Genomic DNA, 19,324 nt, shown 5'->3' on the forward strand with positions numbered 1-19,324 from the left:
AGACAACAGTTCCCTGACCCGTTTATCCATAAACGGGTAAATCACTCAATTTAAACAGATAAAAAAAGGGCATCTCCTCAACAGAAGAAACGAACCGGGAAGATGCCCTTCAGGGAAAGATTATTTTGCTACCATAGTCAAAACAGCAGCGGTATTGCCCCCGGAGAGGTCAAGCGTAATTACATAATCTCTTGTCGGATCCGGGAAATTTGCTTTGATCGGTTTGAAATTACCTGATGTTGCATTTATAGTCATAAGATCAGACGGATATGATGTGTAATTTGATGTTACAAATTCGCCACCCCATCCTTTCTGGTAGAAGAATTTAAAGTCGGCTCCATCCATTTCACAGGGCTTGATGGTTACCTGAAACTTATTGGTTCCTACTTTGGCCATGCACAATCCTTTTGACGGATCCCAGTTGATATTCCGGGCTGATGCACTTGGCTTACCCACTCCCCAACCAATAAGATAGACAGCATTGCCATCAGTGTTAAGCTGAGATAAAGCAGTGCCATTCATCCGCTCAATGATGAAGAATTTATAAGCGAAGTTGGCCGTAACACGGTACTTGCCGCTTTCAGGTAAGAAGGTCAGTTTTCCATCCGAACCTTTGGTGAAATAATCCGGATCAATCCACCAGTTAGCATAATCCGGAAATCCGGAAACCTCAATGACCTGACCTTTGGTCAGATTCATCTCCACCTTGTAATTGTTATCATCCACCATAGTCATTTCCGTTCCGTTAAACATCAGTTTAATAAATGGAGACGCTACACAGGTCAATGTATTAAAAGTTACATCGTAGGTTCCGGCTGTTGCATTTGAAAAAGGAATCAGACTGGTAGATCCGATCGCAATCTGGCTGTTTTCCCATCCGAAAGTCAGGCTGTTTCCCTGAGCGTTCAGAACCGGCGTTTTTATATATGCCTTGAATTTCTGAGGCAAGACAGCTGTTGCTTTGTATTGGTACTGAGCGGTTCTCAACATCTTCACCTCTGTCTTATCTTCCATGACAAGGGTCAGGAAGTCATAGTCAGGTCGTGTAACCGGAAGGTCAAACTCTTTATTCGTAATCGTAAAGTTGATATTTTGCAGAACCAGCTTAACGGTTGCAGTAGCATTAGGAACGTTGGCATAATAAGGAACAAATATTTTCCCGGAATATATGCCATTTGTTTTCGTACGTATAACCGTTTCCGAAACTTTTTCATCACCATAATACAGTTGAGCTTTCAATGTGGACAATGGAATATTATCACTCACATTGGCTGAAAAAGTGACACTGTCACCAAAATTTGCAGCAGTAGCAACAGTCGGATTGTCTATAACAGGATTACCAATACTTTGCTCTTTTTCGCTACATGCAGAAAATGCCAACAAAAGAATGGCAGTTAACTGCATCAATAAATATTTTCTCATAACCATTATGTTTAAGGTTGAATTATTTTTTCCACTTGTATGATACGACACTCATTGCCGGAACAGAATAGGTGAATGAATTGACTCCCTGGGATATGGTAATGTTCAGAGGATTCGTATTCTCATTCAACAACACCAGAGCATAAGAACCATCCGGATTCAGGAAAGCCGAATAAGTCAATCCAGAAGGGTTATACCCCGACGAACCAATACGATATGCACCCGGAGTAATCACCTTTGCCAGATGTGATATGGTGTAGAAATGGCTGTTTTTAGTCATGGTAACATAGTCTGATGAATTTATATCAATGGCTCCCAGACACATATTACATCCTCCCGGACGATAAGGTGCGTGATTGTCATCCAGCATAAAATTCCAGACCATAACCGCTTTACTCCAGTTATTGATGGTTCCGAGACATACTTCCCGCATATTCCAGATCAGGTCATCGGCAAATTTGTATCCGGAGCCCCAGAGTCCGATAGACATCTCTGTGAAATAGAGATTCTTATCGGGACGTGCATTGTGGACATTGAGCAATTCCGCTTTGTCTCCACCATAGGCATGGTATGCAGCCCCATCAATATACTGAGCAGCCTCAGAATCGTTGTAAATGTTCACCGGATAACTTTGCTCACTAGCAATGTTGTCGTAATTATAGTTATGGTCGAAAGCGATAATTTTAGTCTGAATATTATTCTTTTTAAAAGCCGGTCCAAGTGCCGTCTTTATAAAATCACGCTGTTCGGTCCAGTACATCAGCATTGAAGCCGAGTTGCCGGCGTTGAGAGGTTCGTTCTGTACCGTTACGGCATAAATATCTATGCCTTCAGTTTTCATGGCCTGAATAAACTTCACAAAATAGGTAGCATAATCCTGATAGTAGTCCGGATTAAGATGTCCACCGGTCCAGCTGTTATAAAGCTGTTTGTCGGTCAGGTTATTCACCTTCATCCATCGTGGACAAGTCCAGGGAGATGCCAGTATTTTGATTTTAGGATTTATGGCCAGAATCTCTTTCAGCACAGGAAGTAAATCCCGTTTATCATAAGCATGTAACGCAAAGTTTTCGATTCCTTTTGTATCACAACATGTGTACTCATCCATCGAAAAATCCGAACAGCCTAATGATATGCGGATAAAACTATACCCGTTTCCCGAAATCGTATCAAACGTCTCCTTCAATAACTTAGCCCGGTTAGCAGCAGTCATTTTCAGCAGATTGTAACATGAGGAACCAGTTATTGCGGCTCCAAATCCATCCATTTGCTGATATTTGACCTCCGGATTTACCACAATGGTATTCGGAGACATATTGGGCTTGGTATTAAAGTTTACCGGCATCTGTTTCAATAGCAACGAGCGTGCAGCATTTGTGACATATACACCTACCTCCGAAGTTACAGGTGGGTTATTGTCATCATTATTATTGTTGTTAGTAGTAATCTCTTTTGCACAAGAAAACAGGCTCACGCTTATGGCAAAAAAGATTGTCAGATATAAAACTCTCATCTTCACTAGTTTTGGTAAATGTATATGCACTAAAGCCGTGTATCAATAACCTTCGTTCTGAGTCAGGCTCGGGTTTTTATCCAATTGGGTTTGAGGAACAGGAAGTAAGATATTCTTATCATTAACCGTTGCCATCTTAGCCCGGCCTGCATCCCTCGCATTTAACGTATTCATCACGTTGAAGACCTTTCCGGTGCGTAGCAGGTCAAACCAGCGCTGTCCTTCAAATGCCAGTTCAAGGCGTCGTTCTTTCAGTACAGCTTCACGCATCAGATCCGGTGAAGCTTTGGTAGTTGATGACAAACCGGAGAGATTAACTCTGGAACGAATCTGGTCAACCAAAGCAGCGGCTTCTGCCAGGCTGTTTTGCTCCACATAAGCTTCCGCTTTTAAAAGAAGGATATCTGCCAGACGAAGTTTGATAATGCTGTTGTATTTAGAGCGGGTTTTGTACATGAACGGATAATGTGATGACGGATAGTGGTTGCTCCATGACGGTTGCCCCCATACTATCGCTTCATTTTCACGAATAGCATCACCTTCATTATCAAAAGCCTTTATCAGGTCACGGGATGGAGTTATCCATTTGGCCCAGTTATATGTACTACTTGGATCACAAAGGTCAATACCAAACATCCAGGTTACCCAGTTACCGCTACCCTGAGGATATACGATTTCGAAAATGGATTCAGCGGAATTTCTGAGTTTACAATCAGTTTTAGCAGCATTAACGGCAAAGAGGTCGGTGTAAGCAACCAATGACAAGCCGTCTGCCTGTACCTTCGAGCAATAATCAATAACTTTGGCGTAATCACGCATCGGCTTCTCGGCATATACCTTCGCCAACAATGCTCTTGCTACGGTTTTTGACAGGACGAATTTATTGACTGCATCAATATTCGGTGCATTTTTCTCTCCTTCTGTCAAATCTGCAATAATCTGCTCATAGACTTTTGCAACTGGTTGTCTGGATGGATAAAGTAATGGATAGATTTGCTCGATATTATCAGAAGTAATATCCGGAGTCTCCTGTGTAACCACAGGCACATCTCCCCACAAACGAACCATATCAAATAACATCCAGGCTCTCCATATTCTGGCTTCCGCTTTCCACTGTACTCTTTCAGCTGATGTAAGAGCCGGGTCAGGCACTGAATCTATGTTACAAATGATACGGTTGGCTGTAGTTATCTGACCCAGAAATGAATTCCAGTCTCGCTCAATGTTTTTGTTGGTGCCGTCCTGTGTCTGTTGTTCCAGACTGGTCAGTTCGCTACCGGAGGTTCCGCAATACGCATTGTCAGCATGTGTCTCTGTATAGACCAGGAAATCAAGATACCACCCTTCCTGTGAATTAGTGATGCTATTATACATGCTCTGATATTGCGCCAGCATTTCAGCCCGGGTTGCATATTTCACACTCGATGTATCGGTTTTCTGTCCGACTGTAAGTTCACTAAAACCGGAAATCGGATTTCTGTTCAGATCACAGGAAGCCAGCGAATAAACTACTGTTCCCAGCACCAATATATGTTTGAATACTTTTCTCATGGCATTTTACATTATAATTCGACATTTACCCCAAAAATGAAGGTTTTTACCTGTGGGTATGAGCCCCAGTCTATTCCCTGAACCATTGAACTTCCTCCCCATTGGTTAACCTCAGGGTCAAAGCCTTTGTATTTAGTCAGAGTCAACAGATTCTGAGCGGTAAGATAGGGTTGGATCTTTCCTATTGACCATTTCTTCAGTAGCCTGGAAGGTACATTATAAGATAGGGTCAGTGTTTTCAATCTCAGGTAACTGCCATCTTCAATAAAGCGGGTTGAAGTTCTGATGTTATCCGTATTTCTGACAGCTCTTGGTATATCGGTAATTTGTCCCAGAATCTTCCAGCGGCGAAGCACCTCGGTCGATTGGTTTTTAGCATCATACATACCTTCTGTTTCAATGCGTGAAGCGTTGTAAATGTCATTACCGTAAGACCCCTGGAAAAAGACATTCAGATTGAAGCCTTTATAAGAGAAATTGTTAGTCAGGCCATAGGTAAACTTCGGATTAGGATTACCGATATATGTTTTATCGCTGGATGTTATTTTGCCATTACCATCCAGATCTTTGTATTTGATATCACCGGTTTCAGGATCAACACCTTCACTGACATATCCCCAGAACATACCCAGCGGTTTACCTTCTGTCATGCGAACGGCATATTCGCTGGTTGCTTCAGAAGTAACCCCATCATAATATATCTTCTGCAATGTAAGTTTAGTCACTTTGTTTCGGTTCATCGAGAAATTAAAATCCGTTTCCCACTGGAATTTCCCGGTAATATTCTTGGAATTGATTCCAAATTCAAGACCTTTGTTTTGCATTTCACCCTCATTTCTATAGATGCTGCTTACTGAAGCGGTTGACGGAAGAGGCACATTCATCAACAGATTAGTTGTGTATTTGTAATATGCATCTGCATTCAGGGTTAATCTGTTGTTTAGCATCGTGAAATCCACACCGATATTGGATTGAGTGGTAGTTTCCCAGGTCAGATCTTCATTTTTCAAATTTGATGGATAAAGGGTCACCATCGCATCTGCTTTTCCGGTCTCCCACCAGTTTTGACGACTGATTCCGTAAAGCTGCAAATAGGAATAATCACCGATCCCCGATTGGTTACCTGTTTTACCCCAACCGCCACGCAATTTCAGGTCATTGATCCAGGAATAGGATTTCATAAAATCTTCCGATGAAATACGCCATGCCACTGAAGCTGATGGGAAATATCCCCAACGGCCTTTAGGGGCAAGTTTGGAAGAACCGTCTGAACGGAAATTTATGGTTGCCAGATATTTGCTGTTATAGTTGTACGCCAGACGTCCGATATAAGACATAATGGCCCAATCGGAAGCTGATGTTCCGTTACCCTGTGATACTTTATTCGCCGCATTCAGCGTTTTGATATCAGAACCGGAGAAGTGATCTGCTGTCTGATAGGATTGAGACCATTGCGAAGTTGTATAGGATGTACCTCCTAAGGCTGAAACAGTGTGTTTTCCAAATACTTTGTCATAAGTCAGAATGTTATCCATGATCAGGATGGTACTTAATGAGCGGGTATCGGATGCCGAACCATACTGTGAGCGTCCATACGAAGTAGATACCGGGTCTAGAAAGCTGGTATAGTTATAATAAACCCGGTCCAAAGAATTGGTTGTTTTATACTTCAATGCTGGAGAAAAAGTAATCTCTCCGGTTGCTGTTCCCAGAAAACGGTTATTATCCGTATTGTTATCCTTTGTCCGGGACATATTCTCTACCGGATGTGTTACATTGGCTCCGTAAAAATTATTATAGTACCAGCCCGGATTGGTTTCATCCCAGATTTTACCGTAAGTCGGAGTATTGATCACTGACAATACCACACCGGCACGGTTTGCCCCTGTACCTGAAATAATACCATTGCTGGAATAGTCTGAATAAGCCATATTGGTAGACAGTTTAAACCAGCTTCTGATTTGATTCTCGAGATTCGCTCTCAGGTTATACCGTTCGTAATAGGCTACTTTGATTACTCCGGCATCTTTGGTATAACCACCTGAGATAAAATATCTCATCTTGTCGTTTCCATTTGAAACGGACAACTGATAGTTTTGATTCAACCCTGTACGGTAGGTTTCATTAAACCAATCGGTTTCATCTTTCAGGCCGTCAGGCAACACTACTGCTCCGTTTTCATCCATCAGCTCTTTATATTGTGCCACGTTCAATGATTTCATGTGTTTAATCACATTACTGACCCCATAGTAAGAGCTTAGTGAAATTTTCGCATCTCCTTTGGCACCGTTTTTGGTCGTAATCAAAACCACACCATTTGATGCTCTTGAACCGTATATGGCTGCCGAAGAGGCATCTTTCAATATCTGCATTGATTCGATATCAGATGGTGCCAGAAAGTTAATCTCAGTCATGGGCACACCATCCACTACATACAACGGATCATTACTGGCAGTAATAGAAGAAGATCCGCGTACCCGCACCACCATACCGGCTCCGGGCTGTCCACTCGGCTGCATGACCTGTACTCCGGCAGCTTTACCTTGTATAGCTTGTGCTGCTGAAACGATCGGACGTTCTGTGATATCTTTTGTTGAAACAGTAGTAACAGCAGTAGTTACATCTTTGCGTTTCATCGTACCGTAACCCACTACCACAACTTCTTCCAGTTGTTTTGTATCTTCCTGCAGAATGATAGATACCGCTCCCGACTTACCGATATTCTTTTCTGCCGGTAAGAAACCGATGTATGAAACCGTTAATACGGTATTTTCCGGTGCCTGCATCGAGAAATTACCATTGACATCCGTAATCGTACCGTTTGTGGTTCCTTTTATCACAATATTAGCGCCAATAATGGGCTCACCTTTGGAATCTTTCACGGTCCCGGTAATCCCTTTTGACGACTTTTTTTCAACATTGATGATTTTATCGGGAGTCAGCACGATCAGGTTATTTTCTTTCTTCTCCCAGCTAATGCCAGTCCCGGTGAACAACTGTTTCAAGGCATTATCGATCGTTGAGTTCTTTACAGAAAGGGATGAGACTTTGTTGAGGGCAACAAAATCATTATTATAGAAGAACCGGTATTCTGTATTTTTCTCAATTGTCTTAAGTATCTGGCGAATAGGCTGATTTTTCACATTCACAGTAACCTGTGCAAACAGCCCTGATACGGCAAAAAAGCTCAAGACCACCAGACAGAAAAAGCGGGTATAATGACTTTTCCTGAAGATAGAATTGTTTTTCATAGTTTAATTCTTACATTTGTAAATTAGATGATTGACAATAAGTTGCTTAAAGTTTTTGCGGACATAAGCACACTACACAAATCATTGGCAAAGGGGAATGAGTTATGCGTTCCCCTCTTTTTTTTAAGGAGGAATCCGGTAAATTTTTCTCATAGATAACTGTATTATTTATTTACTCAGAATCGATTTGTAGAAAGAAGCCGTCTGCGTATTCTCCGACAAATAGATTATGGAGTCTTTCATGGAATATTTCAGGGGGGAAGTCATCGTAAATACCTGCAATATGCTTTCCAGACTGGTATTGCTGATTCTTCCCGTATAATGGTAGTCCTTAAGTTTTGACGATTTAAATATGATCCTTATGTTATAGTTACGTTCAAGAATAGAAGCGATATTTCCAAAGGATTCCCCTTCAAAGTTAAGTTCATTATTCCGCCATCCCGAATAAAGCTCCGCATCATCGACCTCCATCTTTTTCATACTCTGGTCACTTTTATCGTATACCACTTTTTGATTCGGGATTAACCTGATTTTATTTTTTGAATCACCCACCTCTACTTTTCCGTGAACCAACACTGCCGAAATCAGGTTTTCATCCGGATAAGCCTTCACATCAAAAGCGGTCCCCAGCGCCTCAACGGAAAAATCTCCGCTTTGAACAATAAAAGGAGCGTCTTTCTTTTTGGCCACTTCAAAATAGGCTTCTCCCTCTAGATTGACAATCCGCTCTTTTTGATTGAATCGGGTACCATAAGTGACCTTTGATCCTGAGTTTATCCACACATGACTTCCATCCGGTAATGTTATGCGTGCTTTCTGTCCCTTATCCACCGATATATTCATATCCGCCAAAGGTGCAAGCGTTGTGGTCCGGTTGTATAAAAACAGGGAGAGTCCGGTTGTCAATACCAGTAATACCGACGCAGCAATCAGACTGATTTGTTTCCAGTTTATAACCGGACGACCGGTTACTGCCGTCTTTTGCTGTATGTTCCGGAAAATGCGCTTTTGCACTTCCGGGTTCATTTTATCGGAAGCCTCTTCCCATTGTTTATCCATCCACCCTTTTTCGAAATCCTCTTTTCTGAGTTGAGACAACAAATGCAGGACTTCATCCCGCGTTGCCTTTCCTTCAAAGAATCGTTCCAGCAATATGATGTTATTATCTTTTTCCATTGTTTTCTTTCTTATAAGCCCGTTATCACCCGGTCTGTTCTGACTGAACTCCGGTTCTGATTTCCGGCCATCTGTATATTACACAATCCAAATCAAGTTATCCGTTACGCCCGATTAAAATATTCACTCTATTTAACTCACATAGAATTGAAAGAGTCCCAGCGCGATTATTTCACAATAAGGAGACAGATTTTCTCTCATAAACCGGGTTGCTTTTGTCAATTGGGACTCTACCGTATTTTCAGAGATATCCAGTAACGCTGCAATCTCTTTATTCGGCAAATGTTTTACCCGGCTCAGGATATACACCTTACGACGGGCAGGCGGTAATTGTTCGATCAGCTTATTGATCTGCTCCTCCAGCATTTTATACTCTACCTCTTTTTCCACCGTATTATCCAGCTCCGACGCATGCTCTATGATGTAATCGTGGTATAGATATTCCTGCATACGGTTCTTGATTACATTCAAAAACATATTCTTCCCCACGGTATATACAAATGAACCGAACGAACCTTCGGTCTCAATATGCCTGTGGATTTCCCAAATCCGGACAAATACATTTTGTACAATCTCTTCGGCCAGGTAAAAATCGCCCTTCGATATATTCAGGACATAGTTATAAAGCTTACCGCTGTATTTGCTGTATAGAATTTCGAAGCAAGAGATATCTCCGTTCTTTAATCTTTCGAGAAGTATCCGGTCATTATTTATATCTTCTTTCATAGTACTGGATATATTTTGCTCAGGTAAAAAGGGTTCAATTTAATCAATAAGGTCAATAAATAATCCCGGGTAAATGTAGGTTATCTATTCTGCTTATCAGATAAAGGTTAATTTGATGCCGGTTATTAGTGAATGATAGTATCCGATCCCTGATACATCATTATTTGTCGTTCACTACTGTAATACACAAACAATGAGGGAAGATCCGTTACGCTCTAATTGTTAATTAATCACAATACAATTTCAGAGGATAATGTTTCGCTTTTTGTCCGTAATCAGAAAGGAGCATCATTGTTACAAATATAATCAAAACGGCTGTATGACAGCACTTACACTGTTATAATAAAAAATTGCCCCTGTGACTAGCAGGGGCAATTTCGTTCTCACTTTAAGCTCTTCTATTTACAAAAGACAAATATTGAAATAATCCGGGAATTCAGTTGTCAGGACTTGTTGCTCTTTTCTATTTCATGACCTTAATACTACAATTAATACTCTTAGAACTAACCTTTACAATGCAGGATGGCATAGAATTAAAAGTCGATAAATTGGATGTTGCCGTCTGTTTTGCCAATAAAGTTCCCACAAACGAATAAACCGATACGGTAGAACCCGGTTCAAGCCCGGTCACAACCAGGTTATTATTCTCAAAATAAGCATTAACCGGTGAAGTATTAGCTGAAATGATTTGAGTCGGAACACCACTGAATACAGCAATTGATTCAGAACTTAATGCACCAGACTCGGCTACAGCAGTCACCTTGTAGGTTGCTCCGGATGTATAAGCCGCATCGGTAAAGCTGGCGTTCTTCGTAAAACCGATTACCTTATTGTTTTTCTTAACAACGTAACAAATAGCATAATCAGTCGCATTCCAGCTGATTGCGCCACCGGATGTAACAATGACGTTAGATGGGGCATTTGTCGGCTCGATGATGGCTCTCGGGTCCCAACCGTCTGAACCTGACATCACATTTTCATAAGTATATTGGGCAGCCTCTGCATCGGTAAACGAGCTCTTAGCAGTGCCTTTAACGGTATTGATAACGTTTCCGTTGGCATCTTTCACATCGTACTCATAGTTTGAGATACGTTGACTCATGTCAACCGGATTGCCGTTGGCATCCATCGTGTTGTAATCGGCAAAAATGGCCGGAATCGCTCCCATTTTGTACCACCAACCGGCTGGATATACCCCAATCTTAAGCGTGGTATTGAAGAACGATGCCATCGGAGAATTTGCCCACGGACGGCCTAAATATGTAGTATAAGAAGCATTCGGTCCATCGACTGTACAATTCTGGAATACATACCCCCATTTTGTACCAGCCAGATTTCCTGGAGCTACGATATATCCACCTGAAGGACGTGTACAGTAAATCAGACATTTATCAAAATAGACATCTCCACTTCCATAGATAAAGTCAACAGCTCCTTCAATACGACAATCCTTCACATAATGACGGTAAGAAGTACTTCCATAAGCCGTTAGGTAAGTATCCTGATAACTTCTCATCCAGCAATTGTTGAAAATAACACGGTCATTAAGCGCATACAGAGCCAATGCCTGAGGGCCGCTTACCGTTTCGTATCCGAATTGGTTTTCAAAACAAATGTTCTCAAAGTAACAGTTTGCTGATTTTACAACAACAGTTGCCCCCGGGTCAACCGCATACACTGTCGAATCAGGGAAAACAGTTGATTTACCGCATAATCTGGAATCGGTGATAATTACACTATCACGGCTCTGACCTATCAGGTTAAGATAAGGCTTGTTGGCCGGGATGTCAACGTGTCCTTTATATCGTCCGTTTTTAACAAAAATCAGCCATGGAATAGCCCGTCCCTCCGGAGCTGCATCAATTGCCCCCTGAACGGTGGAATAATCCCCTGTACCATCTTTGGCAACAACGGCATCAAACAGTTTGGCTGCCGGAACCGGACGGTTCATTGTGCGGAAATTCAGAGTCAATCCCGGATAAGCATTTCCGGACATATCGGTCAATGCTCCCGCTGGAATAGTAACGGCATAACCGGTATTGTAAGCGAGTTTACTATAGGTAAATGAGACGGTTTTGGAGCCAAATAATGGAGTCAGAACCGTAGAGCCAAGCGTGCAGTTTCCTGTTCCTGACTTTACCCTCTCATCGAAAGTTAGCACAATCGTACCATTTGCCGGAGCTGAAAAGGAACCTTCTGCCGGTACAGCAGAAACAAGAGTCGGAGGAGTAACATCATTGGCCTGAACTTTATCTGCATATACAAATACATTTGTGAGTGCAGTTCCGTCAGCATCAGTTGTATTTCCAAACAATGTGCTGGTTACATCAGGTACCCAACGGATATAGACTCTGTTCTGGTTTGAGTACTGAGCCGGAAGCGTATCATTAAAGTCGCTCCACGTAGTCGTTGAGACATTCATAGTCTTCAGGTCGGTGAAGTTGGTTCCATCCAGGGAAGCTTGCATTTTCTGTGTCAGGTAATGCTGGTAGTTACCGGCAATCTGTGATTTCACAACGATATTGTTATATCCGGTTGTCGAAAATGAAGTCTGGAAGTAACGTTGATTGGTTGCAAAACTGGTACCCGCAGTCCATTTGTAAGCACATGGCAAAGAGGGATTAAATGCTCCGGTATGAGACAACCAGCTGGCCACCGAACCATCCTGATTCAACATATCGAAAACGCCCTTATTCGCACTATCCGAATAATAATCCCCGGTTCTTGATGATTTGGGAGAATCCACCCGGAAATCCCAACCTGCAATAAACGGAATCTCGTCAAAAGTTGCAGCATAAGTGACATCGTTGTTAACCAACACAGTACGGGAAGTTGTAGTTGACAAATCATCCCAATAGCTGAATTTGGTTACATTGTTTGGAACGACAGTCATAGTCACCGTAGTTCCGGCCTCATACTTACCTCCGGTGGGAGCTGGACTTAACGATACCTGCCCCCATTGGCTTCCGGTCACATTTACATTAAAATTGTAAGTGGTCAGAGGTTGATAAACGGCAACCACAGAGGTGTCGGTCATCAGCTTAAAGGTAAATGGAGACGTGGATGACAATACATTTCCTTTTGAATCCTGCCACTCCTTAAACTGGTACCCAAAGCTACGGCTTGAAGCGGTCAGTGTCACATTTGTACCTTCATCAAACTCGTTACCTACCGGAGAAATGGAGATTCCACCCGCTCCTGCCGGAGATACCGTAGTCGTTACTTTATGCACTGGATTTACTGGAGGCACGTAAACAGTCCCTGAAATCCGGAGATAATCGATATTTAAATTAGCAGACGTACTTGTGGACGCAGTATTGGTCAATAACCGAACGATGACCTTATCTTTATTTTTCGCCGCAATGGTAGTTGAATAAGCTTTGTACAACCACCAACCAGCCAGTGCATTATAGTTGACTCCGGCATCTATCCATGAAGCGCCATTATCGGTTGAATAAACTAACCTCAGGAAATCGGCTGTATTACTTTGTCCTCCGGCAAAACTGAAGTTCACTGTAATATTATCATATCCTTTGGTCGGGAAAATAAACTGGAAAAAGTTCTTATGAACCGTTCCGTCCGTATAAACAGTATAAGTACAAGGTCCGGCATACTGGACTCTTGCCACATAGTTATTGTAACCGGAGCGCTGTTGCAGGGTAGTTCCCACTTCATTAAAGGCATAATTCAGAATCGCCGTTACAGCGGTATCCGGATAAACCTTAAATTTAGAGTTGCTGTTAAACGAGAGCGATGATGTCGCGGCAGTGGTAGTCGGGGTATAAACCGTACTATCGCCACTGGTTGACGTGGTGTACGTGTTGTTGAAGTTCCATGAGGCCAGCTTGATTTGCGCTTTCAGCCCCATGGAGGTTAACACTAAAATGGTGTACAACAGACACCGAAATAGAGATTTTCTCATAAATACTGGATTTAAAGTTAGCTATAGGTATTATTCAGAGTATTTTTTTCACCACAGAGAGGCTCGGAGAACTATAGAGATTCGGTAAGCCCTCGCTGTGACTCTCTGTGATAGAAAGATTTGAACAGCCGGATTTACTTTTTAATGATTCGGATAGTCTGAATGTGATTTTCTGAAATTACAGAACAGAGATAAATACCGGATGGGAATGCTGACAAATCGAGCTCTTCCCGATACATATCCGGAGCCTGATTACTCTTCCGGATAGTTTTGAGAATGCGTCCGTCAATCGTCATTAATGAGATATTCACATCAGATGTATTGGAAAGACCGTATTGTAAAGTCGTTTTACCGGTCGTCTGTGCCGGGAAACAGGAAATATTCCGGTTATCGGTTTTAAAAGCATTTACAGCCATCGGACTTGTTGATACCACACCTTTAATCAAAACTCCATACAAACAAATGGTTTTTCCCGATGCAGAACTGGTGTACCAGGGATATACACGCAGATAAAGGCTCTGACCGGCTGTAAGTTCGACCAGTTTATTATAAGTTACAGGATACATTTGGTTACTGGTATTAGCCACAGTACCACGATCACCAATCATTACCGTTGAATTTGGGTCGCTGAATAACGAGTCCTTTGAAATGTAAACTTTAAAACGCATTCCGCTACCTCCGGCGCCACCGCCATAAAGGCCAATCGAGTCAATATCAAAAACGGTTCCTTCAATGGCTGTTACCCCAAACTGCATAAAACGGTTATTTACGATGTCGATATCCCCTGCCGGCCATGTTCCGGCCGGATTGGAATTGGCAATCAGGTTACGTTGGTTTTTTGTTGTCGACGTCAAAGCAACACCCGTCCAACTGGTAGTTGCACCACTCCAGGTCGCGGTAGAGCCTGGTGCAGCGTAACTTTGCAAAGCCATATTGCTATATGTTTCAGGAATCACGTTTATCGGTCCCTGTGATACAGCGGCACCCGGTGCGGCTGAAAGTTCCCAGTAAGCACTGGCATTCTGACCGGTCAATGTAATACATTGCCCTGTCACACTAATCTTTTTGGTTTTAACACCATTCGTCAGGACAATACTGTCGTTGTAATTTCCTTCGACAGATGGTTTGAATTTCACATAGAAATTGGTCAGATTAATCGTCCCCAAAGTATAGTTAAACTGAAGTGTCTGACTGTAGGTTCCGTTTTGCGAAGTGGAAAGTGTATATCCATTCGGAGCCGTAACTGTTAAAGTTCCACTTTCCGGGGTCAAATCAGTACCACTTAAACTCAGCTGTGAAACCGAAGAAGCATTGACATAGCATTTTCCATAGGACAGACCGGTCGGACTCACCAGGATATCAGGATTAGCATTCAGGTAATTAGCAAGTATCCCCTGACGAATCAACTCTTTGACAGCCAAACGCGCATAAGTAGTGGCTCCGAAAATTCCTAAGTGAGTTCCATCACCCACGTTATAAATCAACGAGGTGGTTTGACTTTGACCAATACTTTCGCAATATGCTTTGGTCAGCAAGGTATGGTCAACCAACGCCACATTCATATCCGAAGCCACTTTTCGCATAGCCGCAGGATAATCAAGCGGACGACCAATTGAATCGGTGCCGATGTTGTGACAGGCTGTTGCTGTCATGGTACTGCCGGTGAATCCGTTACGCACAATCGGGGTAAACAGAATCGGAGTTGCACCCAGAGCACGCACTTCATTCACATACTTAATCAGGTATTGGGTATATTGTTCCCACGGATTTGTACCGATACCGGTGTAAGCTACTCCATAGTGTGCGCTTTGCCAACCAGCATCTTTTTCATCATTATGGCCAAACTGGATAATCACATAATCTCCGGATTTAATCTGAGGTTTTACGGTAGCCCAGAAACGGTAGTTGCCATAAGAATCTTTGTCTTCGTAAAAAGTTTTGGAACTAGTACCACTCTTTGCGCGGTCATTGACCACAGCGCCATTGACTACAAACTGAGTAAGCATTTGAGCCCATCCCCTTTGTCCGTTTGGATTAGAGGTAGAATCGGTCGATTTCTGTTCCATTGTTGAATCTCCGATAGTATGGATGGTCAACTGGGCATAGAGTAGGTTACAACAGAATGCAACCAAAAGGAACGCTGTAAAAATTCTGGATTTCATTTGTCTTTATTTATTTTGGATTAAACCTAACAGGTTTTTGAAACCTGTTAGGTTTTGTACAAGAGTCAACCTCTGTTTGTAAGTCTGAGTTAGCGGTTCAGAAGTTTAAATACCTTTACCGCATCTGGTGTGATTACCTGTAAAACTAAATTCTGATTTACCGGAATGGTAATATTATCGGTGGTACATTTCTTGCTGTAAAGCAACATTCCACTAAAGTTAAATACGTTGATTCTGGCGTTCTCAGGCAAATTATTCAGCAGGGCATATCCGGCATATTGACTAATCCGGATTTCATCACCGGTATTGGGTTTGACCGCAGACGCCACATTATTGATTTGCACGCTGTTTGACATTACACTTAAAGCTCCGAACTCGGATACAGCCTGAACTTTAACAGCCCCGCTTGTCATTGGCTGGTAGCTGGTCGATGTATTTACATTTACCACTTTACCATTTAGTGTTACGACATAGCAGATGGCATAATCAACCGCGTTCCAGGATACAGAACTACCGGATACAGTAACCACCGGAGCTTCTGTTTTTTCCGTTTTAACCTTCGGGTCCCAACCGTCAGTTCCTTTAGTCACATTTTCATAAGTAAACTGAGCGGCTTCGGCATCAGTAAATGAGTTTTTAGCAGTACCTTTAACAGTGGTTATTGACCCGTCCGTGTTAGTCACATCATATTCATATTGTGAAATACGCTGGCTCAAGTCAAGAAGATTGCCATTGGCATCCATCGTGTTGTAATCGGCAAAAATGGCAGGAATTCCACCCATCTTATACCACCATCCGGCAGGATAAATACTGATTTTGCAAATAGTATTGAAGAATGAGGTTTTAGGAGCCTCGTGCCATGGACGTCCGAGATAGGTTACAACCCCTTTGTTTCCATCAATGGTACAATTGCTGAATACATAACCCCACTGAGTACCCACACTATGATTCGGCGCTACAATGTAACCTCCGGTCGGACGTACACAGTAAATTGTACATTTATCAAAGTAGAAATCGCCTTGTCCGTAGATAAAGTCAACGGCTCCTTCTATTTTACAATCTGCCACGTAACCACGGTAGCCCATCTTACTGGCGGTCAGGTAGGTATCCTGATAGCTACGCATCCAACAGTTTTTGAAAATCATTTTATCATTATTAGTATATAATGCTAATGCCTGAGGACCTGCCTGTGATAGGTAGCCATAGCTGTTGCTAAAGGTGATATTCTCAAAATAGCAGTCGTTTGATTTGACCACTACGGTTGCACCCGGGTCAACACTATAAGTCGGAGTATTAGGGTCACCATCCTCACCTGACAAACGATTATCGGTAATCACCACACTGTCACGATACTGGCCAATCATGTGGATAAACGGCTTGGTTGAAGGAATATCAACGTGTTCGTTATAGGTGCCGTTTTTCACAAAAATCAGATACGGATTTGTGGCACCCGACGGAGCCGCATCAATAGCTGCCTGAATAGTTGTGTAAGTCCCGCTTCCATCTTTTGCGACAATGGCATCAAATACCTTAGCAATCGGTTGCGGACGGTTCATGGTTTTGAAATGAATGGTTATTCCGGCATAAGGATTTCCGGCAATATCGGTCAACGCACCGGCTGGTACCGTAAAGGTATAATCGGTATTATAGCTTAGTTTGCTATAGGCGAATGTTACTGTTTTTGACCCAAATGAAGGAGTTAAAGCAGTCGAGCCCAGTGTACAGCTTCCGGTTCCGGCTTTCAGCTTCTCATCAAAAGTCAATACAATCGACCCGTTTGCAGAAGCACTGGTCGAACCTTCAGCCGGTACGGTTGAAATAAGCGTAGGAGCAATCTCATCATTGATAACTACCTTGTCGGCATACACATAAATATTAGTCAGGGTAGTTCCATCTATGTCGGTGGCATTGCCTAACAATGGAGAACTGTTTGTATCTTCAATCCAGCGAACATATAATCTCGTCAGTCCTTCAGCTTCAGCCGGTAATGTGTCATTCAGATTCACCCAACCGGAGTTATAGACCGGAGTTACATCCACCTGTTTGCGGTCGGTAAAGGTTACCCCATCGACAGAGTATTGGAGCTTAACAACCGGATACATGTGATAGGAACCTCCCACCATCGACTTAATGCGAATATTCCTGTAACCCACTGTTGAAAAAGAGGTCTGGCAATATCGCGGAGTAGAAAAATTTGCTGCCGGATTTGACATACGGATGCAGGGATACGAAGGAGAAAAGAGCCCCGTACTGGCAGACCAGTTAGCGGTAGTTCCATCGGCATTCTTCAAAGAGAACAAGCCTATATTGGAAGTCTCGGAATAATAGTCACCCTGACGTTCAGAGTTAGGAGTCTGCGCGCTAAAATTCCAGCCGACAATAAACGGTATTTCATCGAATGAGGCGGTAAAGGTTGTATCTGATATAACCTGAATAGTGCGTGACAGTCCGGTCGTCTGGTCTTCCCAATTGAGGAAGTTTGTAACGGCATTCGGAATCGCTGACATAGTCACCACTGTACCCGTTTCATATTTTCCGTTAGTCGGAGATGGATTCAATGTCACCTTCCCCCACTGGCTTCCCTGAATATTTACGTTATAATTAAATGTAGAGACCGGTTCAAATACCGCTTTTATAGTCTTATCGGCATCAAGCACAACATTATAGGGATTATCAGTTGATAGTTCGTTATCCGAGCCATCCACCCACTTGATAAATTTATAGCCGAATGCTTTTGCGGCGGTAAGCTTTACCGAAGTATTTATATCGTATTTATCGCTGGCAGGGGTTCGGATAATCGTTCCGGCTTCTGCGATATTGCCGGATGTCAAAAGAGTTACCTGTTGGGCAGTCGATGTATAATCCCCCCATATTTTCAAATCAGTAAGATATGCGTTCTGAGCTGAATTGAGATTGGTAAATTTCAATTGGACGTTAGTGTTGTTCCCCGGGATGGAAATGGTGGTACTGTCACCACCTGCAGGGGTTGCATAACTATTATAAATCGAAACCCAATCGGCATCGCCATCTGCTTTTTTCCATACCTGGAAACCGCGGGAACTACCGGTAGCTGCTTCAACAAAATAGATTCGTGTAACTGACTTTAAAGCTGATGTCTGAATATACGGAGTAGTCGTTTTGGCACACATTAGATAACCGGCGGTACAGATGTTATAATTAAACTTCGTATTTGTTCCGGCAGAATCCACCGATACTTCACTTAAAGTAAATGTCAGTGTTTCTTTTGAGAAATCAGTGGTTTTGTCTATTGCTGTAGGCGTTGTCGACGACGCTGTCGTGGCCCAGGTTTGAAAGTTGTCAGAATAGAGCAGTTTTTCTTCTGACCATGAATTGATTGCAGCAAATAGCATTGCAATCAAAAAAACGGAAATTTTTTTCATGCGTAATGTTTTAAGAATTAGATACAAGAGAGCATACAGCAAGGACTATAACAGCCCTTTTGCTTTGGCAAATGTAGCAGTTGGGTTTGCCGGGCAACGGAGGTAAACGGGTAAAAACAGGTAGATGAACTGGTACAAGGTGAACTACAGTAGAAGTAGACCAAAAAACACTACATTTTGTACCAATTATTAGAAGTGGT

General features: G+C 42.5%; 9 protein-coding genes. All 9 read right to left on the reverse strand.

All coding sequences use genetic code 11. The features are described from left to right. Positions 1-120: 120 nt before the first annotated feature. The gene (locus tag MLE17_RS13905) at positions 121-1,422 is read right to left on the reverse strand and encodes a DUF5125 domain-containing protein (protein ID WP_243349317.1); all 1,302 of its coding nucleotides are present in this window, start codon (positions 1,420-1,422) and stop codon (positions 121-123) included. A 22-nt stretch (positions 1,423-1,444) separates the two neighbouring features. Next, positions 1,445-2,935, reverse strand: coding sequence for a glycoside hydrolase family 30 protein (locus MLE17_RS13910; RefSeq protein ID WP_243349318.1), 1,491 nt, complete (start codon positions 2,933-2,935; stop codon positions 1,445-1,447). A 42-nt stretch (positions 2,936-2,977) separates the two neighbouring features. After that, a complete protein-coding gene (locus tag MLE17_RS13915; protein WP_243349319.1) occupies positions 2,978-4,486 on the reverse strand; it encodes a RagB/SusD family nutrient uptake outer membrane protein in 1,509 nt (502 codons plus the stop codon). Between the two features lie 11 nt (positions 4,487-4,497). Beyond that, the gene (locus MLE17_RS13920) at positions 4,498-7,737 is read right to left on the reverse strand and encodes a TonB-dependent receptor (RefSeq protein ID WP_243349320.1); all 3,240 of its coding nucleotides are present in this window, start codon (positions 7,735-7,737) and stop codon (positions 4,498-4,500) included. A gap of 168 nt (positions 7,738-7,905) precedes the next feature. Further along, positions 7,906-8,913: a FecR family protein gene (locus MLE17_RS13925; protein WP_243349321.1), complete on the reverse strand. Its 1,008-nt coding sequence runs from the start codon at positions 8,911-8,913 to the stop codon at positions 7,906-7,908. A gap of 132 nt (positions 8,914-9,045) precedes the next feature. Then, positions 9,046-9,639 carry an RNA polymerase sigma factor gene (locus MLE17_RS13930; protein WP_243349322.1) on the reverse strand — a complete coding sequence of 198 codons (594 nt, stop codon included), beginning with the start codon at positions 9,637-9,639 and terminating at the stop codon, positions 9,046-9,048. A gap of 463 nt (positions 9,640-10,102) precedes the next feature. After that, positions 10,103-13,561, reverse strand: coding sequence for a pectinesterase family protein (locus MLE17_RS13935; RefSeq protein WP_243349323.1), 3,459 nt, complete (start codon positions 13,559-13,561; stop codon positions 10,103-10,105). Between the two features lie 134 nt (positions 13,562-13,695). Then, positions 13,696-15,723, reverse strand: coding sequence for a GDSL-type esterase/lipase family protein (locus tag MLE17_RS13940; protein ID WP_243349324.1), 2,028 nt, complete (start codon positions 15,721-15,723; stop codon positions 13,696-13,698). Positions 15,724-15,812: 89 nt separating this feature from the next. Then, on the reverse strand, positions 15,813-19,124 hold the full coding sequence (locus tag MLE17_RS13945) for a pectinesterase family protein (RefSeq protein WP_243349325.1): 3,312 nt from the start codon (positions 19,122-19,124) through the stop codon (positions 15,813-15,815). Positions 19,125-19,324 lie beyond the last annotated feature (200 nt).

Source organism: Parabacteroides sp. FAFU027, from assembly GCF_022808675.1.
Classification (GTDB): domain Bacteria; phylum Bacteroidota; class Bacteroidia; order Bacteroidales; family UBA7332; genus CAXXIC01.

What these genes read in the sequence shown, in the direction of transcription:
- MLE17_RS13905 (WP_243349317.1), bottom strand. Translation starts at nt 1,422, where the DNA reads ATGAGAAAATATTTATTGATGCAGTTAACTGCCATTCTTTTGTTGGCA.
- MLE17_RS13945 (WP_243349325.1), bottom strand. Translation starts at nt 19,124, where the DNA reads ATGAAAAAAATTTCCGTTTTTTTGATTGCAATGCTATTTGCTGCAATC.
- MLE17_RS13925 (WP_243349321.1), bottom strand. Translation starts at nt 8,913, where the DNA reads ATGGAAAAAGATAATAACATCATATTGCTGGAACGATTCTTTGAAGGA.
- MLE17_RS13915 (WP_243349319.1), bottom strand. Translation starts at nt 4,486, where the DNA reads ATGAGAAAAGTATTCAAACATATATTGGTGCTGGGAACAGTAGTTTAT.
- MLE17_RS13940 (WP_243349324.1), bottom strand. Translation starts at nt 15,723, where the DNA reads ATGAAATCCAGAATTTTTACAGCGTTCCTTTTGGTTGCATTCTGTTGT.
- MLE17_RS13920 (WP_243349320.1), bottom strand. Translation starts at nt 7,737, where the DNA reads ATGAAAAACAATTCTATCTTCAGGAAAAGTCATTATACCCGCTTTTTC.
- MLE17_RS13910 (WP_243349318.1), bottom strand. Translation starts at nt 2,935, where the DNA reads ATGAGAGTTTTATATCTGACAATCTTTTTTGCCATAAGCGTGAGCCTG.
- MLE17_RS13930 (WP_243349322.1), bottom strand. Translation starts at nt 9,639, where the DNA reads ATGAAAGAAGATATAAATAATGACCGGATACTTCTCGAAAGATTAAAG.
- MLE17_RS13935 (WP_243349323.1), bottom strand. Translation starts at nt 13,561, where the DNA reads ATGAGAAAATCTCTATTTCGGTGTCTGTTGTACACCATTTTAGTGTTA.